Source organism: Planktothrix sp. PLAVEN19ND (genome assembly GCF_057220675.1).
In genome coordinates this window covers 5,244,284-5,266,669 of the sequence record NZ_CM170132.1, presented here as the reverse complement: position 1 = coordinate 5,266,669, position 22,386 = coordinate 5,244,284, and the positions used below count along the sequence as shown (strand labels likewise).

Sequence of the window (22,386 nt, the reverse complement as noted above, 5' to 3'; positions counted from 1 at the left end):
TGTCTAAAACTGCACAAATACTCAACAATGGATAGATTTTGGATAGAACCGAATCTTTAGCTTTTCCTTCACAACACCCAAAGCCTTACGGAGTGGCTATTACAGAACTTTGGATTTATTCGATATTCGGTTGAGAGAGAAACTCTGGGAGTCTGAATCAAGTAGGGGCGAACGGCTGTTCGCCCCTACCGCTTGATGTTAGAAGTTGGCCGATCAAACATTGTCAAACAATCGACCGTGGCTATTGGCACGTCTCTACTCGTACCAGAAGTGTGGGTAATTCACTCTAACTCTCGCCGCCCTTCCAATGCCCGGGCTAAGGTAATTTCATCCGCATATTCTAACTCGCCGCCCATCGGTAAACCAAAGGCAATTCGAGTGACTCTGGTAAAAGGTCTTAACAGTTGACCGATATATAATGTTGTGGTTTCCCCCTCAATACTGGGACTAATGGCAATAATCACTTCTTTAATCTGTTGTTGACTCACCCGCCGCACTAGGGGTTGAATGGTTAATTGTTCTGGCCCAATCCCATCCATCGGAGAAATCACCCCCCCCAAAACATGATACTTGCCCTTATATTCCCGTGTTTTTTCTAAGGCGATGACATCCCGGGAGTCGGAAACCACACAAATTGTATCGGGGTCGCGTTGGGGGTGACGACAAATATCACAAACGGGTTCAGCCGAAAGATGAAAACAAACCTGACAAAAACCTACTTGCTGTTTCGCATCCAATAACGCTTGGGCTAAGGCTTGCACATCTTCATCGGGACGCTTAATAATATGAAGCGCTAGGCGTTGGGCAGTTTTTGGCCCCACACCGGGTAAATGCTGTAATTGCTCAATGAGTCGAGCTAAGGGACGAGTATAAACCGTCGGACTGCCTCCAATTCCAAACCGTAGTAAGCCCTTCAGGGCTTTCTGAGAGAGTCCTTTAGGACTCACTACATTTTAGCTTAAAAATTCCCCCTCTCCTTCTCCCCCCATCTATTCGGTTTCCGCATGGAAATTATGCTCAATGGGTTTTGATTGTTTGAACAAGTGTGACTAAGCTAGGGATAACCCACAAAAAAACGAATCCTCTAAACAAAATCTGTATGTTTGAATTAATCCCCTTTCATAAATTCCGTGATACCCCCAGTGTCCGTTTTTTTGATATTACTATTGCCAATTCAAACGCCCGCGATTTAGTATTCCATGAGGGGCCAGCCATTAGTCCGAATAATACGGAAACTGGCTATTGGCAATTTTATCTTCATCCTCATCAAGAAGATAATTTGTTAGCGGTGAGTGGGGGACGTACCTTTTATTTAGTTAATTTTGCCTGGAAAGATCCCTATCATATTGTTAGATTAGATGCCAACCGTCACATTTTGAGGATTCCCCCCGGAACCTTCCATCGTTCTGTTTCTGACCCCGATGGTTCTTTGGTATTAAACCAAGCCGTTAGAACCGCAGAAGCGACTATTCAAAGTGAGTTCCGGGTTTATAATAGTTTTGAAATTCCCCGTTTGCTCAGAGTAACTTCTAAATTCGGCCCGGAACCCATTTTACACGGTTTTGATCAGGAAGAACGACAAGCGGCTTAAATTAGCACCTCAGAAACCGGGTTTCTCGAAGGAACCGGGTTTCTCTGTTGGTTTCTAATTTTTCTCTAAAAATCGATTTGGTCAAATCACAATTTTTTAGGTTAATCTGTTCTAAATTCAGGGATCTGAGATCGGCTTCCCAGAGCGGTAATTCTGAAAAATCTGCCCCGACTAAATCTATATTGAGAAAACACAATAAATTAATCAAAGTTCCAAAAGCATAACCGCAGGGGCCTTGTATTTCTCTGAGTTTGATTAAAATGATATTAAGCTGTTCGGCTACGTCTTCTGGGCTATTATATCGGGCGACAAGTTTCTGAATTAAAGGCTGAACTAGGCTAGAATTTTGATACTCTTGAACAGAGTCGGTTGCTGTTGCTTGGAAAATTGGATAATTTTGTAATGTCAAAAATAATGGACAATAACGAGGAGTCTTGTTGTCATGTTCCCAAGTTAAATCTTGGTAAAAATCTTCAATAATTTTTTCTGTTAGATAAGCTCCAATTAAATGAGTTTGAGTAAATGCTAAACTTTGTTTTTCAATTAGCGATCGCCGTTGCAAAGATTCTAAAGTTTCCAGTAATAGGGCTTCAGAAACAGGCGGAAATACATTTTCTACAAGTTGTTTAATAGAAACAGATTGACCCTCAATTGTCAACCAGTACATGATCTTTTGTTCTAATTCCGATAAATGGTTGAATTGCTGATCCAATATTGCTTTTATTCCATTAAAAATTAGATGATTTTCGCTTATAAATTCTGCGATACTATTGTTAAATAAATCTTGAATTGATGTAGCAACCAGTTTTAATAAAAGAGGATTACCCGAATAATCCCTAACCAGTTTTTTATACTCTAAAGAACTTCCTTTAACCTGTTTCAGTTTTAAAATTTCCTCTCCTGCTTGAGAATCTAAACCTTGTAACTTTAAGACTCGCACAGGTAAAAGATTTCCGGCTAAAATAGCAATTTCTTGAGGGATTTCTCGACTGGTGATTATAATACAACTTTGATGGTTAATTTCTCCTAGTTGTCGCAGCAGTTGCCCATATTCTTCATATCCATTTCGGTAGTTTCCTGTTAACATTCTATCTTGAAAAATGGCATCAAACCCATCAAATATAATTAAACAGCGATGGTTTTGTAAGTATTCAATAAAGCGTAAAATTTCGACTTCAATTCTTTGATAAATTCGGGGGGGGGGAGAGAGAAATCAAACAATAATCACATATCTCTGTTAGTAATTTAGATAAAGATAAACCAGTATTAAGGTTATAATAGAAAACAAATTCAAACTGTTGCTTAATTTCATGGGTCAGTTTAACGGATAACGCCGTTTTCCCAATTCCTACCATCCCTGAAATAGCAATCAAGCGACAGTTTTCTTCTAAAATCCATTGTTTGAGCGTTGAGATTTCAGTGTTTCTACCAGAGAAAAAGGAAACATCAATTGCTGTGTTTAAACCATAATATTTGGGATGATTTCTAACTTTTTCTGATTCTAATTTTTTAGCTATTATGATCTTTAAATAGGAAGAACAATCATGAATTGTCAATGGTTTTGATATAATCTCAGACTGACTAGATACCTGTTTTGATTTATGGGCATAGGAGTGAATAACTGCATGGAAAGTAGATTTGCTAACGGGAGTTCCTAGGATTTGAGAGAGCGATCGCCACAACTGAGAACCGACCCCTTTAATATAATCTGTATCATAGTCGAAGGCTGTGGCAATTTCTTGATAAGATTCTCCCTGCCAAGACCCCCGCAACACCAGTTCTTGAGTATCGCTCAACCGATTTGATGGAAACAGAGGAGTTAATAGAGCTACAATTTCATCTGGTGTGATCTCTGGCATGGTTTATTAACGTCGCACTCTCATTTTATTTGGATTCTATCACCTTTTCTTACTTTTTTTACTGTTCTTTGTTTATCTTCAGGTTTCTTTACATTAAAGTGATCACCTTTTCTTACTGTCAATCAACAAGTGATCAAGTTAGTCTAATAACAGAAAGCCAGAAAGTCTAATATAGCTGTTTTCAATCTGGAGAGGTAAAGCTATGAACATGAGGTTATTGAGTGCTACAACAATTCTTTTTTCGTCTGTAGTTTTGTTTCCATCTATAGGATTATCTCAAAGCACTGCTGCTTTTGAACAAGGTTTTGCTCAACCAGAAAGTAGCAATAATATAGCAAAGACGGCTCCAGTGATGCAACGGATTACATTACCAAACACCTGCTTAAACAAGAAACTGACTATGTAAGATTTCAGCCTATTTTTGAGAAAGATGTAATTACATTTAGTGCAGATGGAAAAAACATGATGGATTTAGAAGAATTTGTTGATGGTTATATGAAAATAAAAGACTATCGAGATCAAGTGCAAAAAGTCGTTGAAGAACTAACGTAATAAATTGGGGTTTTAAAAATCCTAATCTAGCCCAACCGTGTCATCTCAACTATCAATATAATTCCCTTTTAATGATCCGACTTCTGAGCCAGAGTTATCAACTAGAGTAGGGAATAAGTTAAAAGGGTTTTATTCGTTGATAGTTAGGGTCAATTCAGCCAAAGGATAACCTATCATGAAAAGATTAACGTCATCATTATTAATCGGACTCGCATTAACTCTAGGAATCTCCAACAGTTCATTATCAGCCCAACCCCCAACAGAGTTTAAAACCTTTGCCCAGTGGTGTGAGAATCAAAACCAATTAGGTGAGGAAACTAAACATACGATTGAAGTGTTGTTAAAAGTAGCAGAAACAACGGATTGTAATCAAGCTAATAAAATTTTATCTGAAAGCACTACAATTGATCTATCTAGCAATGAAATTAGTGATATTAGCCCCTTATCCTCTTTAACTCAATTAATAAGTCTTCCCCTCAGAAAAAATAAAATCAGTGATATTAAGGCTTTATCTACTTTGACTCAATTGAATTATCTTTTCTTGGATAGCAATCAAATTAGTGATATTAAGCCCTTATCTACTTTGACTCAATTGAATACGCTTTACCTCAGTGACAATAAAATCAGTGATATTAAGCCTTTATCTAGTTTGACTCAATTGACAGATCTTGAACTTGCTGGAAATCAGATCAGCGAGATTAGCCCTTTATCTAGTTTGACTCAATTGACAGTTCTTGTACTTGCTGGAAATCAGATCAGCGAGATTAGCCCTTTATCTAGTTTGACTCAATTGACAGGTCTTGAACTTGCTAGAAATCAAATTAATGATATTAGTCCTTTATCGAATTTGAATAAATTGGTTGCGCTTTTTCTCAGTGACAATAAAATTAGTGATATTAGTCCTTTATCGAATTTGAATAAATTGGGTACGCTTTTTCTCAGTGACAATAAAATTAGTGATATTAGTCTTTTATCTTCTTTAACTCAATTGGAGTTGCTTTTCCTGAATGGTAATCAAATTAGTGATATTACCCCCTTATCGAGTTTGACTCAATTGACAAAGCTTTCCCTGGGTGAAAACCCAATAGAACAGAAAATCTGTCCTCTACCCGATCAATCAATTTGTAAGTTTGAAGATTAAAAAATGCGATCAATTGCACCCCCTAAACACCTGTAAATTTTACCAAAAAAAGGAAAACATTATGAAATCTTACACTAACAAAGAAGAATTAACCCAAATCGGCTCCCCCAATCTTTGGGTAATATTAGGCTTAGGAACCGCTTTATTTATAATCTCAATGAGTTTTATTTATCCATTAATAGCAAAGGACTTAGTATTAATGGTTGGCATCTTTACTCTTCTTGTTGTCTCAATTGTAATGATTGTCATTTATATCGCTTGGGCGGCTATTCTTAATCTCAAAAAAACTCAGATCACCGATCAGATTAATCGTCAACTAGCCGGAGATTTTATTAGTAGCCCTGACAACTATTGGTATCGCTGGCAATACACCGAACGAGATCGAAAATGGATTGCATCTTATATTTTTTTACAAGGACTTGGGATATTATTATTATGGTCTCCGTTTATAATAATTGTTATTCTAATCATTGAAATTTTAAACGGGAGAAAATTTCATTATCATCCGACGGGAAATTGGCTTCAAGATCTGATTAACTTACTGGGAGTAGAGATCTGTATTGGCTTCGGAATCGGATTAGTATGTTTTATAGCTGGGATTTTTAAAGCAGCCAAAAGCAGCAAAGATATTCATGATGTTTATATTGGTGAAAATGCGTTTTATGCAGATGATGAATATTGGTGCTGGGAAGGAACGCCCTATCATTTATCTAGCATCAATTTATCAAAACGAGTCTTAAAATTTGAATTATTTTATCAATTACAAAAATCAGAACCCGATCAAGATTTTGTTTTGACAACTCGTTTATTTGCGGATGAACCCAATGGGGAGATCACTCGCTCTATTTTTGTTCCTCTCGGTCAAGAAGAAGCTGCTGATCAGATAGTGAAAGAATTAACGAAAAAATGTATTCCAAACCCTAAGAAGGGCAGGTATTCTAATAGCGACTATTCTGGCGATAGTTACTACGGTGATAATGATTACTCTGACTCCGATAATAGCTGTTCCTGGGGAGATTCCGGTGATTCTGGAGATAGTTGTTCTAGCGATGATTAGTCTATTGACTTTTTCTTTAGCATTACAGCAGTTTTAGACTTAATCGGGCATAGTCAGGGCGGGTTTAGGCAGATTTTTTATAGATATCGAAGCCCAAGGGGAACCCGCCCCTACAGAATCATCAGATTTGAGCCTGGGGTCAAACCCTTTAATTAACGTAGGGGCGGGTTCTGTGTTGATTTGTGTTTCTCACAGATTAGCTGGAAAAACCCGCCGCACCCCACCATTAATATTCAATTGACTTTTGTATTTCATCAACTCGCAAAATGCTATAGATAACCCCTAACCCCATGTTCAAGGACTCCCAATTCCCCCTTTTTAATGGGTATTTAGGGGGATCTAATCTCAGGGTAAAAGCCCTGAAGGGCTTACTACGAATTTACCAGATTAATGTTAAATCCAATATAAATCTAGCTCATTGCTCCGGTGTTAAACTGAACCAGCGATCGCTTAATTAGTAAAGTTAAATTGAAATAAAATGACCTCGAAGTTGTTGAGGAGAAATACCATAAACTGTCCCGATAACCTGATTTGATCCCGCGACACGAATTACTGTGTCAGAAAGGAAATCGGTTGAAAGTTCCAAGATTAAATTTGCTTCGGTCAGGCCTTCTGTTAAACCAATTTTATCAATACCGGGTTCAAAATCCACGATAGAATCTGCTAAAATTTTATCTGAACCAGAGGTTACCAAGGAAAGAATAAATAGATCCGATCCTATTCCTCCGGTTAAATAATCGGTTCCTAAATCTCCCGTCAAGGTATCATTTCCGGCTTCTCCATATAGATTATCATAATCCTGACCTCCAGCTAAAAAATCATCCCCTAATCCACCCGAAAGAATATCAAATCCTAAATTTCCATAGAGAGTATCATTTCCTTTATTTCCATAGAGATCATCAGAACCTTTTCCCCCAAAAATATTATCATCTCCCTCTAAACCTTTAATTGTATCATCTCCTTGATATCCATAGAGAAAATCGTTATTAATTGTGCCGATAATATTATCATTTCCACTATAGGGAGAAGGATTAATAATTTGATTAATCCAATCTGCATAAACCGAAACCCGGGTATCGGAAGCATATTCTCCAAAGCTCTCATCTAATTTATTAGTAACATCAATACCCGGCATTGCTGGGGTAAAACCGGTGGAGGTTAGACCAGCAATTTTGCCATTAATAAAACCTGGGCCCCCCGAATCTCCAGGACTAATATTGACTTCTTCTACTCCCAATCCTAAATCATAAATCCCAAATTCTTGTCCAAAGGCATCATTTTGGGCTAAACCATTATCAAAATCATAAACTAATTGTTTGCCAGGTTGATTATTATAATGGTAAGGGGTACTATTAAATAACTCACCGAGAGCGTCATAACGATTTTTCCCTATACGCTTAGTTGGAACAGGATCAGAATAGCCATTCTGTCCTGAATTACCCGTTGCAGGAATACCATAACCTACTTTTTGTATCACCTGACCAACCTCGTCAAACTCGGTATAAATCTGATAGCGATTTGCCTCTTGAGGTGCAGGTTGAGCCAGTTCTAAAATAGCAATATCATTATTAAAATTAAAATCATGACTCCATTCGGGATGAATATAAATTTGAGAAACCGGAATTGCTATTTGACCCGAGGGTAAGTTAAAATAAACGGTATATTCTGAGGGTGAATAATAATCAGGTTGACCCAATTTATCGGTAACACAATGGGCGACGGTTAAAATATGATTACCCGTAATTAATAATGAGCCTGTACAGCTTCCACCAGAAATATCTTGAATCTTAACAACACCATCTAAACCTGTCCCTGGTTGTACAATATAACCTGGATTATAAGGATCGGAAGTAGGAACAGCAATCCGAGGTTGAGGTGCAATTACAGAAAAATAATTTGACATTTTGCTTGACTTAAATCAGGATAGTCTGGGTGGGTTTAGTCTGAGTATTCAGAATAAAATGGATCAATTTTTGATTTTATATTAACATAAAGAAAAACGATTCAATTTCTGGAACCCTGTATGGCAGCAAACATTGAAATTTACACTTGGAGAACCTGTCCCTTCTGTATTCGAGCTAAGGAATTGCTGAAAAGTAAAGGCTTAGACTTCACCGAATATAGCATTGATGGGGATGAAGTAGCACGAGATAAAATGGCACAACGGGCTAATGGTCGCCGTTCACTTCCCCAAATTTTTATTAATAATCAATATATTGGGGGGTGTGATGATATTTATGCCTTAGATCGTCAGGGAAAACTTGATCCTTTACTGGGTTAATTCTATTCTCAATCCTGGCAAAATAAAACACTCCTGATTTATTCTGAGTTGGTTTTAAATGCCTGGATTGAGTATATCATACTTTGTTTAATTTGTTAACTGTTAATTGTAAATAAAGATGAAATTTGCTTTCATTATTGACCCCATCGAAAAATTAAATCCAAGTCATGATACCAGTGTTGCTTTAATGGAAGCTACGCAACTTTTGGGACATGAAGTTTGGGTCACAGAAGCTCACCAATTAAATGTGATTGCAGGTCAAACCTGGGCGCTTTTAACCCAGGTTAATCTGATTCCTATTATTAGAGATCAGGATCGTTGGAAAGTTGAGGAACCCTGGTTTTCGGTGGATCAATCGATACTCCAACCCCTAGAAAATATGGATGCGGTGTTTATGCGAACCGACCCCCCAGTCACGATTCCCTATCTATATGCCACCTATCTTTTAGACTATATTAACCCGGAAAAAACTTTGGTGGTTAATTCTCCTAGTGGGTTAAGAACAGCAAATGAAAAAATGTACGCACTGCAATTTAAAGATTGCATTCCGACAACCATTGTTAGCCGCGATAAACAGGTAATTCGGGAGTTTGTTGAACGTCAAGGAGCGGCGGTTTTAAAACCTTTAGGTGGAAAAGCAGGAGAGGGAATTTTATTTTTGTCAGGGAGCGATCGCAATCTCAATTCTTTAATTGAAATTAGCACTCAACAGGGTATATATCCGGTGATGATTCAGACCTTTTTACCGGAAGCAAAAGAGGGAGATAAACGGATTATTGTGTTAAATGGTGAACCAATTGGAGCGGTTAATCGCATTCCTACTGGTCAAGAATTTAGAGGAAATATGGCTGTTGGTGGACGGGTTGCTAAAACCGAAATTACAGATCGAGAACATCAAATTTGTCAAAAATTAGCATCTCAATTAGTTGCTGATGGCTTATATTTTGTGGGAATTGATATCATTGGCGGATATTTAACAGAAGTCAATGTTACCAGTCCAACGGGGATTCGAGAAATTGATTTATTGGATGGGGTTTATTTAGGAAAACAGGTGATAGAATGGGTAGAAAATAAAATCACGAACCGCTTTTGATCTGAGTTAATTTATAACTCTATTCTTCGGAGTAGTTCTGTATTATTTCTCCAAGAAATTACTCGCCCCGATTGATAAACTTTAGCAATAAAAGGTGGCGGATGATTCAAAGCAAATTTTGTCATTTTGGGCAAAGTATTTACAAAAGTGGAAGCGATCGCATCTCCTGATAAATTTGTTGAAGCTAAAACAAATACCCTCACATTTGCTTGAGCAATACTCAAAATCTGAGAGATGCGATAGCCAATTTTTTCATCTTTAGTTAAAACAACCCAATGGCGATTTCCTACTTCTATTAACCATTCCTCATCTCTAATATTTTGGGGAAAATGAGCATCATGAATTTCAACAGTTGCTCCTGCATTTCTTAAAGATTCTGGAACTTTAACTCGACCCAAACATCTATCAATAAAAAAGATAACTTGAGCGGTCATGCTACTAAGTCCAATTCGCTGCGAATTCCTTCTTCAATTAAGCTACGCTCACATTGATAATCAATTGCCAATTCATGAATAGATTCTCCGGCTTTATACCGTTCTGCTAAAATAATAGTTGGAATTCCAGTTCCCATTAAGACAGGACGACCAAAGGAAATATAGGGATCAATCACAACAATTTTGGGAGCATTTATATCAAAATTTCGAGTAAAAGGAAATAGTTTAATTGGTAATCCTGATGGATCTCGTTCAATTCTACTTAAAAATTGATAAAAAACTTCTTTTAAAGCTAATTGACCTTTTAAAGAAACATTTAATAATTCCCCAAACTGTTCAACAAATAGATTAACACCATCGGTTTGAAATTCTAATTTTGCTAAGGGATGGGGTGCAGAAAATTCTTGATTAAGATAATCTAATGCTGCACGAACTTTAGCTAAAGGGACTTGATGGAGGCGACGGATAGCACTTAAAACATGAGCTTCAATTAAATTCGTAAAAGATAGTTTTTTTTCCGAAGCTAATTCAATTAGGGGGGCAAAATATTTTTTTCCTTGACGAGTGGGATAATAACGACCATAGACCCAAGACCTCAATGTTCCAGTCGGAAGTTGCAAATATTTTGCGGCTTCTGTTAAGGAATAATTTGGCAAATCACGAACATCTAAACCCATAGACATGATCTCTAATCCTTCAGATATTTTACGGCTGTTCATAACTGATCATATTATATCAAATTTGTGTTAAAATTCGATCAATATTTTAATTTATTGAATCAGGAGAAACCATGACAACAAACACAAAAATTGGCATTGCCATAATTGGAACAGGATTCGGTAAAAAAGTTCATATTCCCGCCTTTCAAGACCACCCTAAAACCCAAGTAGTTGCGGTTTATCATCGAGATTTAGACAAAGCAAAAGCGGTCGCCTCTAGCCATAATATTCCCCATGCTTGTAACAGTATTGAGGAGATTTGTGCTTTATCTGAAGTTCAAGGAGTTGCCATTTCTACCCCGCCTTTTCTGCATTTTGATATGGCTAAAATAGCTCTAAATGCCGGGAAACATCTGTTATTAGAAAAACCCACAGCCCTAACGGTTGCAGAAGCAAAATATCTCTATCACCTCGCCCAATCTAAAGGCTGTATTACCAGCTTAGATTTTGAATTTCGGTTTATTCCCGCTTGGCAACATTTATCGCAACTGTTGGCGGAAAATTATGTAGGTCAAAAAAGATTAATCAAAATTGATTGGTTAGTTTCTAGTCGTGCCGATGAGACTCGTCCCTGGAATTGGTATGCTCAAAAAGACAAGGGAGGCGGGGTATTAGGGGCAATTGGTTCCCATAGTTTTGATTATATTTCCTGGTTGTTGGGTTCAATTAAACGCCTCTGTGGACAACTGAATACTTCGATTCTCTTACGTCCAGATCCTGAAGCTGGGGAAGAATTAAAAGTTGTTGATGCCGATGATATTTGTACCCTCATTTTAGAATTAGAGGATGGCACTCCCTGTCAAGTTTGTTTAAGTTCTGTTACCTACCAAGGACGGGGACATTGGGTAGAAATTTATGGTAGTGAAGGCACATTAATTTTAGGTAGTGATAATCAACAGGATTATGTGCATGGATTTCGATTATGGGGGAGTCAAAAGGGGCAACCTTTAAGTGAAATTTCTATCCCCCAAACCTTAGAATTTCCCCGAATTTATCCCGATGGTCGGATTGCTCCGGTGCTGCGAGTGGTTGACCAATGGATAACAGGAATTGAACAAGGAATAAGTTTAACACCTTCGCTGAAAGAAGGAGTTTATTCTCAACTCTTAATGGATTTAACCCATGAATCCAATGCAACGGGAACTTGGGTGAATGTACCGGATTTTGCCTCTTTTTTAGTGAGTGAATAGAATAGATATAGCCACCCGTATCGAGGTTGTTAGATTTGATGGTGTGGATAGACGATTATTGTGGTATGATGGCACTGTAGGTTCTATCATGCCAGTTCACTCACAGTCGATCTAGCAATCTATATAGAGTTAATCAAAAAAGGTGCCGGGTTTTGGTGTCTAAATCCAAGCGCACGCAGGCTTGAAACACCAAAACTTTATGCTAAAATCTTGTAGCCTTTTTCAGATTACGATAGCTACAAAACAACAGTCAAAAAGTGCTATTAGTAGTCAATACTGTTTCTGTTCTATTTCGTTTAGTTTGATTAAACGAACTCCCATCAAAATCAAAATCAGTCCAGAGAGTCACCGACTAGAACAGCGCTAAAATCACCCACAGGGGTCGATAGCGTGCTGAGACTATTGCGGTTTAAGTGTCAACTGTTATTAAGGTTAATACCATGGAGGTTACTATCATGAAAACCTTGCTTCCTAATGTCTTGGTGTTAAAATGTTTCCGTAACAATATGACTAATTCCTATGCCATGATTGGTTTGAGTTATGTAGTTAGTATATTTTTAATTTTATTTACTTTTTTTTGTGTCGCGGCTTCTCAATCTCCTAATGTTTCTGTTAAGTCTGTTCAACCCTATCATTCTGGGTCATAAACGGTTTTCTGCTGGAATCAAGGGGAAGAAATTTAACCTGTTTTTAAACTATTCTTAAATTTCTTCTCAAGTTTGGGTTAAACCCCAACGGTGGACTTGATATTACCTATTAATGGTAAAATCAAAAGCCATAACAATCCGCGACGCACGAGACGGAGAGAGAGAGGGCGGGTTTATCGATATTTAGGTTGGGTGCATTTAAATTTAGGCGAACCCGCCCCTACAAAAATCCGTCCTAATTACCAGGCGCGACTGCTATATATTAATTTTAACAGGAAAAAAGATCCATGAATATTCGCATTGGTAATGGGTATGATATTCATAAACTAGTCCCCGGACGGGCATTAATTTTAGGCGGGATTAAAATTGATCATGAATTCGGACTATTAGGACATAGTGATGCGGATGTTTTAACCCATGCCATTATGGACGCTATGTTAGGGGCATTAAGTTTAGGAGATATTGGGCATTATTTCCCCCCAACCGATGAAAAATGGGCGGGGGCGGATAGTTTAGTCCTCTTAAAACAGGTGAATCAACTAATATTAGATCGAGGTTGGAAAATCGGAAATATTGATTCCGTGATTGTCGCCGAACGTCCGAAATTAAAACCCCATATTAGCGCCATGTGCGATCGCCTTGCTACCACCTTAAACCTCAATTCCGATCAAATTGGAGTCAAAGCCACCACCAACGAAAAATTAGGCCCCGTGGGTCGAGAGGAAGGAATTGCCGCCTATGCCGTGGCTTTATTAGAAAAAGTCAATTAAAATTCCTGGGAATAGTTATATCGTTGGAATTTCAATGATAAACTCCGAACCTTCTCCGTAGGAAGAAAAGCAACTCAGTTTCCCTCCGTGTTTTTCCACAACAATTTGACGACTAATAGATAAACCAATTCCTGTCCCTTTTCCGACTGGTTTGGTGGTGAATAAATGCTCAAATATTTTTTGTTTCACATCTTCTTTCATCCCCATGCCATTATCTTTAATTCTGATAATAGCCCACTGTTCATCCTGAGATAATTCTGTACGGATACTAATTTTGGGAGGACGAGATTGATGGTTTTGATAAGATATTTTTTCGGTTACATCATCTAACACATCAATAGCATTGGCTAAAAGATTAAGAAAAACTTGATTCAATGGCCCAGGATAGCAATTAATCGGGAGCAAATCCCCATAATCTTTAATAATATCAATGTCGGGACGTTGTGAATTTCCTTTCAAGCGATGTTTTAAGATCATTAAGGTACTATCAATTCCTTCATGCAGATTAAATTCAACTTTTTGATCCGTATCTGCCCGAGAAAACGTCCGCAAAGAGATACTAATTTGTCTAATTCGTTCGGTTCCCATTTTCAGAGAACCCATTAATTTAGGTAAATCTTCAATCAAATAAGAAAGATCAATCTTTTCAATCTGCCTAACAATTTCTGGCACCGTTTCAGGATGGTTATTTTGATAAAGAATAATTAACTGAATCAGATCATGAATCGCCGTTTCCGCATAACTTAAATTGCCCAAAACAAAGGAAATCGGATTATTAATTTCATGGGCAACTCCAGCAACCAATTGACCAATACTTGCCATTTTTTCGCTTTGAACCATTTGTAATTGCATGGTTTTCAGGTCTTGTAAAGATTGTTCAAGCTGAAGGGCTTTTTCCCTTTCCCTAGCCTCTGAAGCCTGCAATTCCAAATAAAGACGAGTATTTTCTAAGAACGTTGCAGCTTGCGTGCAATGGGTTTTAATTCGAGCAATGAGTTCATCTTTGGTAATAGGTTTAGTCACATAATCATTCGCCCCAGCTTGTAAACCAATCACCAAATCAGAGACTTGATTTTTAGCCGTGAGTAAAACAATGGGTAACTCATTGGGTTGCCATCTTTCTCGAACTTTGCGAGTAACTTCATAACCGGTCATCCGAGGCATCATTACATCTAATAACATTAAATCCGGTTTCCAACCCTGATTGAGCAAATTCAAGGCTTCCTGACCCGACGCAGCCTCGGTAATTTCATATTGATATAAAGACAAATGATTGACTAAAACCTGACGATTTACGGGTTCATCATCAACCACTAAAATTTTATATTTTTGTTGTTTTTCCTGCCTAAATGTTGATAACATTTCCTCGACACCCAACTCCTCAACCCGAGTAAAAGAGGGTTCAGAATAGACAGGAAGATCAGAACTTAAAACCAAAGTTGCAGGAATATTATCTCTCAAACTAAAGACAGAAACATTAGAATAACTGATTTCTGAATCCCAACTAATTGGTAAAGTAAAATGAAATTTAGAACCTTCATTTAATATTGATTCTACCCAAATTTTTCCGCCTTGTAATTCGATTAATTGCTGAGTAATTGCCAAGCCTAAACCTGTGCCTCCATAGATTCTAGCCGTAGACCCATCCGCTTGTTCAAAAGATTCAAAAATGCTCTCTAATTTATCTTCTGGAATCCCAATTCCCGTATCAGAAACCGTAATTTGTATTTGTTGTAATCCCGCATGAGAAATAACCTGAGCCAAAATTTCAATCTTGCCACTATCTGTAAATTTGATGGCATTTCCAATCAGATTATAAAAGATTTGTTGCAGGCGGTTTTCATCAGCCATTACCGCAGGTAACGTGAGTAAAATTCTATTATTAATCTGTAATTTTTTTTGATTAATTAAGGGTTGAATTAGATTAATCACGACTTCAACAACCTCTCGTAAGCCAACGGATTTTAACTGAAGTTCTAGGGTTTTATGTTTGAGTTTAGAGAAATCCAAAATATCATTCACTAAATTAGCCAACCTTCTCCCACTGGATGCAATCATTCTTAAATTAGCCATTGTTGCCGATGATAACTGACCAGTTGTACCGTCAATTAAGGATTCAGCAATGCCAATAATTCCATTTAAAGGTGTGCGCAGTTCATGGGAGGTATTTCCCAAAAATTCATCCTTGAGTTTATCCGTTTTTTGTAATTCTATTTGTGCTTTCTTGAGTCTAACTTCTCGGGCTTGAACTTCCGCCACCATAGTATTAAAGGAGGTGGCTAATTGTCCTAATTCATCGGGGCGGGTGGTATCCAGATGAATATTAAAATCCCCCATAGAGATTTGTTCCGTTGCTACCATCAGTTGACCCAACGGTTCAGAAACTTGGTGGCGTAAAACCGATAATAATATGATAATTTCAATCAGCAAAGAAACGCCCCCTAAAATTAAAACAAAACGGGCATTATTCAGGGCAACTTCTGCTAAAATTGATTTAGGAAAAACCGTCACAAAATACCAATCTGGCGTTTCCAGTTTAGCTAAAGCTAAATATTCTTTATCTTGAGTATTTTCAACAACAACTTTCCCCAGTTTTAAGTTTTTCACTAATTGAAAAATTCTAATTAAATGGGGATCTTCAGATTGAAAAATATCTAATTTACCCTGATTTTTTTTGATCTCATCCATTTTATTGGGATGGGCAATTAAACGACCATCGGAACGAAAAATTAGATTATAAGTTCCCGGGAGACGGTCTTGCAAAGTTCGTTCCAGGAGTTCATTTAAAACAATATCATGGCCGATGGTCGCTACCTGTTTTCCTGCAATATCAACGGGAGTTCCACAGGAAATCATCCAGTTTCTAGCAATTTGATCATAATAAACTCCTGTGCAAACGGTTTGATGAGTAGGGTTATGTTGGGAGTCCGTCATCCAAAAAGAGTTTTCATGAGGAATATAAAGATCAGAGGTGGTATTTTCCGCCCAAGGAACCTCTGGCCAATACATAATTCCAATATTTTCAGGAGTATTAATATAGGTATTTTGAAACCGACTTTGCCAAGCCATACCAGAGGAAGTGACGAGATCATAAAAAGTGAGAACCCGACGACGAATTTCTGGAGTCAGTTCAACGGTTTTGCCAATATAAACTCCGGCTTGACGGCTGCGGTCAAAGCCTTCGGGTTGATTTCTCATGACTCCATCCTTAAACGCAACAAATTTTTGATCAAATTCTAGTTGCGGATCATAATCTTCCCATTCTTCTAAACGACGTTTAATTTCCTGTTTTAAAATTGCATGATTATCTTCTGCTAAAGTAAAAATATTGCTTTCCCGTTGTCCCCGTTCCACAATATATTTATCTAATTGTTGGATAGTTTGGGTTTCTAAGATAGACATTAAATGCAGATAACTAAGAGCCGTCGATCCCAAAATTACTAAAGCAATTCTCACCCCCATTTTAACCAGGGTTTCACGGGTAATTGAACCTTTCTGTTTGGGAAATATTTTTTTACGAAAACGGGCCATATTGTTTTTCCTACTGAGGCTAGTTAAAGTTTGAAAACTACGGATTAAGTGGGTGAACTGTCGATACATCCTGATGTTATGGCGCGGGTTGAGAGGCTCAATTTTTCTCTCAATGATTTTGTATTTAAAACAACATTGATCCGTAATTTGCGATCGCCTAATTCCGGTGAAATTATAGATAATTAATTATAAACTACACTAACCCTACCAACTTATAGTATTTTTTTATCAAAATCTCAATAAATATATGTTCCATCGTCAGTTACAGAATCGGATTATCCATCACAGCTTTTTGTTTTTGTTCCTGGTCAGTCTGGGTTTGACCCTGCTCCTCCCCGCCTGTGGTCAAAATCCCATCTCTCCTCCTGTCGTGGACGGAATTCCCCGACGTCCACCCATTGAAATCAGTTTTGTGTCCTACGCCGTAACCCGCGCCGCCTACGCCGAAATTATTCCTCTGTTCAAAGAAAAATGGCAAAAAGAACATCACCAGGAAGTCAGAATCAGACAAAGTTATGCGGGATCAAGTACCCAAGCCCGAGCCGTGATTAATGGACTTCCGGCGGATGTGGTGCATTTAGCCTTGGCCCTCGATACCCAAAAAATTCAGGACGCGGGCTTAATTCAACCCGGGTGGGAACACCGAAGTCCGAATCACGGGATTGTCGCCCACTCCGTCGGGGCGATTGTCACCCGGGCGGGCAATCCCAAAAACATCCGTACTTGGTCGGATTTGGCCAAACCTGGAGTTTCTGTGATTACGGCCGACCCCAAAACCTCGGGGGGTGCGCGCTGGAATTTCTTGGCGTTGTGGGGGGCGATTACCCAAACTGGGGGGACGGAAGCCCAAGCCCTCGATTTTGTGACTCAAGTTTATAAAAACGTCCCTGTCCTGGCCAAAGATGCCCGGGAATCAACGGATTTATTTTTGAGGCAAAATCAAGGAGATGTCTTAATTAATTATGAAAATGAAATGATTTTATCGGCTCAAGAAGGACTGGCTAAAAATACTTTTGTGATTATTCCCGATATTAATATTTCGATTGACAATCCGATCGCCATTGTGGATAAATATGTCGATCGCCGAGGAACTCGTGAAGTCGCAGAAGCCTTTGTAAAGTTTCTTTTTACTCCTGAAGCACAAAGGGCTTTTGCTAAAGTGGGATTTAGACCTTTAGATCCGATATCCTCCGAACAATTTCCCCCCATTAAGCAATTATTTAATGCCGAAGATTTAGGGGGATGGAGTAATATTCAAGATAAATTTTTTCAAGATCATGGAATTTTTGATCAAATTCAGTCAGAAATTAGGAACACACAGACTCCGTGATATGAGGAGCGACCATTGAATCAATCGGTGTTTTATAGAAACCATTTGAGATATCAGGACTTACGCAATTGCGCTATATATAGCGCATAGAAAATCGGGCGATTAACGAATAAAATTAATCTGACAAATATTCAAAGGTATAATCGGTTCAAACTCCTTACGATCAGAAGTGAGTAATATTCCCCCCTCCCGATTTGCCAAAGTCAAAGCAAAACAATCCGCCAGAGAAATCCTTTTAATAGTTGCCTTATAGTTAGCAACTTGCTGCCAAAAATCTCTAGTTAAATCAGAACGAAAAATCACATTAGCTTTTTCTAATCTGTTAATAACTTCTTTCGTAAAAGACTCCCCATCGCTTCGTAAAAAGCCATAGTAAACCTCACAAATATTAACACTATGAATCATACATTGAGCATCATCTCCTAATAAATATTGCTCGACAATATCAGCCCCTATTTCATCCTTAACAAGACAAATCACAGCACAAGCATCTAGGATAACCTTCATCGGTTTCTATCCTCCCAATCAATTTCTGCTTGTTTATGTTGGGCAAAATCCTCACTACTCAGCCTAGAATTGGCAGCCATCCCTCTTAAGCCTTTAACCCATTTTTCTTTTTGCGCTTGATTAATCACTTCCGAATCAGACTCCTCAATCTGAGCAAACCGTTTCTTAAGCTGCTCCAATAACAAAACCTGATCCGTGATGGACAAATTATCGACCGATTTTAGCACTTCCTGTAATGTCATAAAACCTCCCCTCAATCCTAAAACCAACCTTAGCTAATTGTAACTTAGGTTCTCTCCTAGCGGGCGATCATTAAAGGATCTCAAATGGCTTCTATAATTAACTATAGCAATCAGCTAGTTTTTGTAATATGATTCCATTCAAAAGACATTGGTTCCAAAAGACTTTATTCATCCTCTTAGCCCTGGTTCTGAGTGCCTGTAGTACCGCTCAATCCCAAATTCCGTCTCGGTTGGTGGTCGCCACGCCCAGCGGCCCAGCCACCTTTAATCCGCCCTTGAGTCAATCGGCCTATACCGTCTTTGGTTATTTGTATGACCCGTTAATTCAAGACGACCCCGTGACTGGAGAATTAATGCCTAAATCCGGTTTAGCTGAATCTTGGGAAATTTCTGATGATAAACAAAAAATTATTATTACTTTAAAAGACGGGTTGAAGTGGTCAGATGGCAAGCCCTTAACCGTGGATGATATTATTTTTACCTATAACGATATTTATTTAAACGATAAAATCCCTACGAGTTTTAAAGATATTTTACGAGTGGGAAAAAGTCGCAGCTTTCCCACGGTCAAAAAATTAGATAATCGCCGGGTGGAGTTTGCCGTTTCCGAACCCTTTGCACCTTTTTTACAATATGTAGCCGGATTAAGTATTTTACCCGCCCATATTTTAAAAGATTCAATTACCGAAACCGATAGTGAGGGAAACCCCAAATTTTTAACCACCTGGGGAACCGACACCAACCCCCAAGATATTGTCGGAAATGGTCAATATCGGATCAAAAGTTATACCCCTTATCAAAGGGTAATTTTAGAAAAAAATCCCTATTATTGGCGCAAAGACAAACAGGGAAATCCCCAGCCCTATATTGAAGAAATTGTCTGGCAAATTATTGAAAGTACCGACAATCAATTATTAGATTTTCGTTCCGGTTCCTTAGATACTTTAACCCTACAAACGGAAACATTTCCCCTATTAAAACCCGAAGAAAAACGAGGGAAATATACTATTTATAATTCTGGCCCCGATATGGGAACCGTGTTTATGTCATTGAATATGAATCGCGGAAAAAATGCCCAAGGAAAACCCTTTGTTGATCCGATTAAGTCTAAATGGTTTAATAATAAAGCCTTTCGACAGGCGGTTTATTATGGGATTAATCGGGAAGTGATGAAAAATAATCTCTATTTAGGATTAGGGGAACTCCAACATTCTCCCATTCCCGTCCAAAGCCCCTTTTATTTATCCCCAGAAGAAGGATTAAAAACCTACACATATAATCCTGAAAAAGCTAGACAAATGCTAATTGATGCGGGATTTAAGTATAATGCTCAAGGACAATTACTTGATAGTGACGGTAATCCAGTTCGCTTTACCCTTTTAGCCAGTGCCGGGAAAAAAATTCGGGAACAAATGGCTACCCAAATTAACCAAGATCTGGGTAAAATTGGGATTCAAGTTGATTTATTATTTCTCAGCTTTAATACCTTAGTCGAACGTCTTTCCAGTTCTCGGAATTGGGATGCCTATTTAGGGGGATTCAGTGGAGGAGGAATTGAACCTCACGGGGGTTATAATATTTGGTCAGTGAATGGACGGTTACACACCTTTAATCAGGGGCCGCAACCAGGGGAAACGGGGATTACCGATTGGCAAGTTGCCGATTGGGAACAACAAGTGGATGATTTATTTGTGAAAGCCTCCCAGGAATTTGATCCGAAAAAACGCAAAGAACTCTATGGAAAAGCGCAGAAAATTGTTGCCGAAGAACTACCCTTATTATATATGGTAAATCCCCTGGCCTTTGAAGCCATCAGAGATCGGGTTGAAGGCGTTGAATACACCCCATTAGGGGGAGGATTTTGGAATTTGTATGAACTTAAAATTGCTGAATAATCGGTTTAAATCCTGATGAATCCTGAAGCCTTACAACAGTTACTAGAACAAGTAGCATCTGGTCAAATTACCCCGAATGATGCTTTAGATAAAATCAAATACTTTGATTTTGAACCCGTCGGAGATTTTGCCCATATTGACCATCATCGAAAATTAAGAACCGGATTTCCCGAAGTCATTTGGGGATTAAATAAAACCCCGGAACAAATGATTAAGATTATCGAGGTGATGCGTCAGCGAAATCCGGTGGTGATGGCAACACGGATTGAACCCCATGTTTATCAACAATTGCAAGCCCAAATCCCGGATTTAAAGTATTACGAAATCGCCAAAATTTGTGCCCTTCACCCAGACGAAATTCCCCTGGCTAATTCTACAGGAATCATCACCATTTTAACCGCCGGAACCGCCGATTTACCCGTCGCCGAAGAAGCTGCCGTCACCGCTACCTTATCTGGTTTTGAGGTAAAACGGTTATCGGATGTGGGAGTAGCCGGAATTCATCGTTTACTCAGTAATTGGCCGATAATTGCCGATGCGGATGTATTAATTGTGGTGGCTGGGATGGAAGGAGCCTTACCCACTGTAGTTGGAGGATTAGCCGATTGTCCGGTGATTGCGGTGCCCACCAGCGTTGGTTATGGAGCCAGTTTTAACGGGTTAGCTCCCCTATTAACTATGCTGAATTCCTGTGCTACTGGGGTAGGGGTGGTGAATATTGATAATGGGTTTGGGGCGGCAATTTTAGCCTGCCAAATTTTAAGATTAGGAGAACGCTTAAAACGCAAAATTGAGCCTTAAACAAGGGTTCCCCATTCCCCATTCCCCATTCCCCATTCCCCATTCCCCATTCCCTATTCCCTATTCCCCATTCCCTATCGGTTTTTGTAAAAACAAACGTCGAGGTTGCCCGAATAATGCAAAATTCCAACCCGAATCAATCTCAATTAATCGATAACCCATTTTATAATATAGACCTCGGGCTTGATGATTATTTTCTAAGACATGAAGATAAAGATTAGAAAATCCCCAACGTTGGGCTGTTTGTTCACAAGTTGCGAGTAATTTTTGGGCAATTCCCAGCTTGCGATATTGGGGATGAACGGCTAAATTAGAAATATATAAATAGCGTGAGGTTAAAGATAATTGCCAAGGATAACGCGATCGCAAACCGATTTCTATTGTTCCTAAAACCGAGGGTTTAGCAGACCTGACTCCTGAAACCACCGCCACTAAACACAAATATTGGTCTGTATTTGCCAATAAACGATAGCGTGAATCCTCATAAATTCCTAACCGTAAAATCGGATAAATCCAGCCCAAAAGTCCCTCCTGGGAATGAAAACTCTCGGCCAAAACATCCGTTAATCCCGTTAAGTCCTCAGCAGTTGCGGGCCGAACCTGTAAACTAGAAAAATCCACAGAACTCTCCGTTGGTAGGGAGTTTTCCTGTCCAGGCAGGTTTTTTGAACCCGTGCCATTTCCGTAACCCCAGAAAAATGTGTTAGATCTCGAAGTGGAAAACAATTGATTCACAGTATATCGAT

General features: G+C 38.6%; 22 protein-coding genes. 12 read left to right on the top strand and 10 right to left on the bottom strand.

Annotation, left to right across the window (positions count from 1 at the left end; all coding sequences use genetic code 11):
- Positions 1 to 281: 281 nt before the first annotated feature.
- On the bottom strand, positions 282 to 893 hold the full coding sequence (gene recR, locus AC2D3N_RS22620) for a recombination mediator RecR (RefSeq protein WP_484693785.1): 612 nt from the start codon (positions 891 to 893) through the stop codon (positions 282 to 284).
- Positions 894 to 1,099: 206 nt separating this feature from the next.
- On the opposite strand from recR, the gene AC2D3N_RS22615 reads away from it, so the two are divergent.
- A complete protein-coding gene (locus tag AC2D3N_RS22615; protein WP_079680482.1) occupies positions 1,100 to 1,591 on the top strand; it encodes a redox protein in 492 nt (163 codons plus the stop codon).
- Position 1,592: 1 nt separating this feature from the next.
- On the opposite strand, the gene AC2D3N_RS22610 is transcribed toward AC2D3N_RS22615, so the two are convergent.
- Together AC2D3N_RS22610 and AC2D3N_RS22605 are read right to left on the bottom strand one after the other, a co-directional pair.
- Positions 1,593 to 2,678, bottom strand: coding sequence for a pentapeptide repeat-containing protein (locus AC2D3N_RS22610; protein WP_484692220.1), 1,086 nt, complete (start codon positions 2,676 to 2,678; stop codon positions 1,593 to 1,595).
- A gap of 88 nt (positions 2,679 to 2,766) precedes the next feature.
- Entirely contained in the window at positions 2,767 to 3,450 is a 684-nt protein-coding gene (locus AC2D3N_RS22605) for a helix-turn-helix domain-containing protein (protein ID WP_484692219.1), read from the bottom strand.
- A 202-nt stretch (positions 3,451 to 3,652) separates the two neighbouring features.
- Between AC2D3N_RS22605 and AC2D3N_RS22600 the strand changes: the two genes are divergently transcribed.
- The 3 genes from AC2D3N_RS22600 (at position 3,653) to AC2D3N_RS22590 (ending at position 6,200) form a co-directional block, all read left to right on the top strand.
- A complete protein-coding gene (locus AC2D3N_RS22600) occupies positions 3,653 to 3,856 on the top strand; it encodes a hypothetical protein (RefSeq protein WP_484692218.1) in 204 nt (67 codons plus the stop codon).
- 321 nt (positions 3,857 to 4,177) lie between these two features.
- A complete protein-coding gene (locus tag AC2D3N_RS22595) occupies positions 4,178 to 5,143 on the top strand; it encodes a leucine-rich repeat protein (RefSeq protein ID WP_484692217.1) in 966 nt (321 codons plus the stop codon).
- A 61-nt stretch (positions 5,144 to 5,204) separates the two neighbouring features.
- Entirely contained in the window at positions 5,205 to 6,200 is a 996-nt protein-coding gene (locus AC2D3N_RS22590; RefSeq protein WP_484692216.1) for a hypothetical protein, read from the top strand.
- A gap of 463 nt (positions 6,201 to 6,663) precedes the next feature.
- On the opposite strand, the gene AC2D3N_RS22585 is transcribed toward AC2D3N_RS22590, so the two are convergent.
- On the bottom strand, positions 6,664 to 8,103 hold the full coding sequence (locus AC2D3N_RS22585) for a trypsin-like serine protease (protein WP_079680476.1): 1,440 nt from the start codon (positions 8,101 to 8,103) through the stop codon (positions 6,664 to 6,666).
- A gap of 120 nt (positions 8,104 to 8,223) precedes the next feature.
- Between AC2D3N_RS22585 and grxC the strand changes: the two genes are divergently transcribed.
- Together grxC and gshB are read left to right on the top strand one after the other, a co-directional pair.
- On the top strand, positions 8,224 to 8,481 hold the full coding sequence (gene grxC / locus AC2D3N_RS22580; protein WP_079680475.1) for a glutaredoxin 3: 258 nt from the start codon (positions 8,224 to 8,226) through the stop codon (positions 8,479 to 8,481).
- Between the two features lie 118 nt (positions 8,482 to 8,599).
- On the top strand, positions 8,600 to 9,574 hold the full coding sequence (gene gshB / locus AC2D3N_RS22575; protein ID WP_484692215.1) for a glutathione synthase: 975 nt from the start codon (positions 8,600 to 8,602) through the stop codon (positions 9,572 to 9,574).
- Between the two features lie 11 nt (positions 9,575 to 9,585).
- Here the strand turns inward: gshB and AC2D3N_RS22570 are convergent, their stop codons facing one another.
- Together AC2D3N_RS22570 and AC2D3N_RS22565 are read right to left on the bottom strand one after the other, a co-directional pair.
- Positions 9,586 to 10,008, bottom strand: coding sequence for a PIN-like domain-containing protein (locus tag AC2D3N_RS22570; RefSeq protein ID WP_484692214.1), 423 nt, complete (start codon positions 10,006 to 10,008; stop codon positions 9,586 to 9,588).
- The gene (locus AC2D3N_RS22565; RefSeq protein ID WP_079680472.1) at positions 10,005 to 10,691 is read right to left on the bottom strand and encodes a DUF433 domain-containing protein; all 687 of its coding nucleotides are present in this window, start codon (positions 10,689 to 10,691) and stop codon (positions 10,005 to 10,007) included. The genes AC2D3N_RS22570 and AC2D3N_RS22565 overlap by 4 nt, the downstream gene beginning before the upstream one ends.
- A 107-nt stretch (positions 10,692 to 10,798) precedes the next feature.
- Here AC2D3N_RS22565 and AC2D3N_RS22560 point away from each other — a divergent pair, with 107 nt between their 5' ends.
- The 3 genes from AC2D3N_RS22560 to ispF all read left to right on the top strand — a co-directional run bounded on the left by AC2D3N_RS22560 (position 10,799) and on the right by ispF (position 13,334).
- Positions 10,799 to 11,917, top strand: a complete 1,119-nt coding sequence (locus AC2D3N_RS22560) for a Gfo/Idh/MocA family protein (protein WP_079680471.1) — start codon at positions 10,799 to 10,801, stop codon at positions 11,915 to 11,917.
- A gap of 440 nt (positions 11,918 to 12,357) precedes the next feature.
- A complete protein-coding gene (locus AC2D3N_RS22555) occupies positions 12,358 to 12,564 on the top strand; it encodes a hypothetical protein (RefSeq protein WP_144017826.1) in 207 nt (68 codons plus the stop codon).
- A gap of 287 nt (positions 12,565 to 12,851) precedes the next feature.
- The gene (gene ispF, locus AC2D3N_RS22550; protein WP_484692213.1) at positions 12,852 to 13,334 is read left to right on the top strand and encodes a 2-C-methyl-D-erythritol 2,4-cyclodiphosphate synthase; all 483 of its coding nucleotides are present in this window, start codon (positions 12,852 to 12,854) and stop codon (positions 13,332 to 13,334) included.
- Positions 13,335 to 13,349: 15 nt separating this feature from the next.
- On the opposite strand, the gene AC2D3N_RS22545 is transcribed toward ispF, so the two are convergent.
- Positions 13,350 to 16,865, bottom strand: a complete 3,516-nt coding sequence (locus AC2D3N_RS22545; RefSeq protein ID WP_484692212.1) for an ATP-binding protein — start codon at positions 16,863 to 16,865, stop codon at positions 13,350 to 13,352.
- A 247-nt stretch (positions 16,866 to 17,112) separates the two neighbouring features.
- Between AC2D3N_RS22545 and AC2D3N_RS22540 the strand changes: the two genes are divergently transcribed.
- On the top strand, positions 17,113 to 18,195 hold the full coding sequence (locus tag AC2D3N_RS22540) for a sulfate ABC transporter substrate-binding protein (protein WP_484692211.1): 1,083 nt from the start codon (positions 17,113 to 17,115) through the stop codon (positions 18,193 to 18,195).
- Positions 18,196 to 18,297: 102 nt separating this feature from the next.
- On the opposite strand, the gene AC2D3N_RS22535 is transcribed toward AC2D3N_RS22540, so the two are convergent.
- Complete coding sequence (locus AC2D3N_RS22535) at positions 18,298 to 18,702, bottom strand: PIN domain-containing protein (protein ID WP_484692210.1); 405 nt, start codon at positions 18,700 to 18,702, stop codon at positions 18,298 to 18,300.
- Complete coding sequence (locus AC2D3N_RS22530) at positions 18,699 to 18,944, bottom strand: hypothetical protein (RefSeq protein WP_079680465.1); 246 nt, start codon at positions 18,942 to 18,944, stop codon at positions 18,699 to 18,701. Before AC2D3N_RS22530 ends, AC2D3N_RS22535 begins: the two co-directional genes overlap by 4 nt.
- A gap of 128 nt (positions 18,945 to 19,072) precedes the next feature.
- Here AC2D3N_RS22530 and AC2D3N_RS22525 point away from each other — a divergent pair, with 128 nt between their 5' ends.
- Positions 19,073 to 20,839: an ABC transporter substrate-binding protein gene (locus AC2D3N_RS22525; protein ID WP_484692209.1), complete on the top strand. Its 1,767-nt coding sequence runs from the start codon at positions 19,073 to 19,075 to the stop codon at positions 20,837 to 20,839.
- A 15-nt stretch (positions 20,840 to 20,854) separates the two neighbouring features.
- A complete protein-coding gene (gene larB / locus AC2D3N_RS22520) occupies positions 20,855 to 21,640 on the top strand; it encodes a nickel pincer cofactor biosynthesis protein LarB (protein ID WP_079680463.1) in 786 nt (261 codons plus the stop codon).
- Between the two features lie 60 nt (positions 21,641 to 21,700).
- On the opposite strand, the gene AC2D3N_RS22515 is transcribed toward larB, so the two are convergent.
- Positions 21,701 to 22,375, bottom strand: a complete 675-nt coding sequence (locus AC2D3N_RS22515) for a GNAT family N-acetyltransferase (RefSeq protein WP_484692208.1) — start codon at positions 22,373 to 22,375, stop codon at positions 21,701 to 21,703.
- Between the last annotated feature and the right edge of the window lie 11 nt (positions 22,376 to 22,386).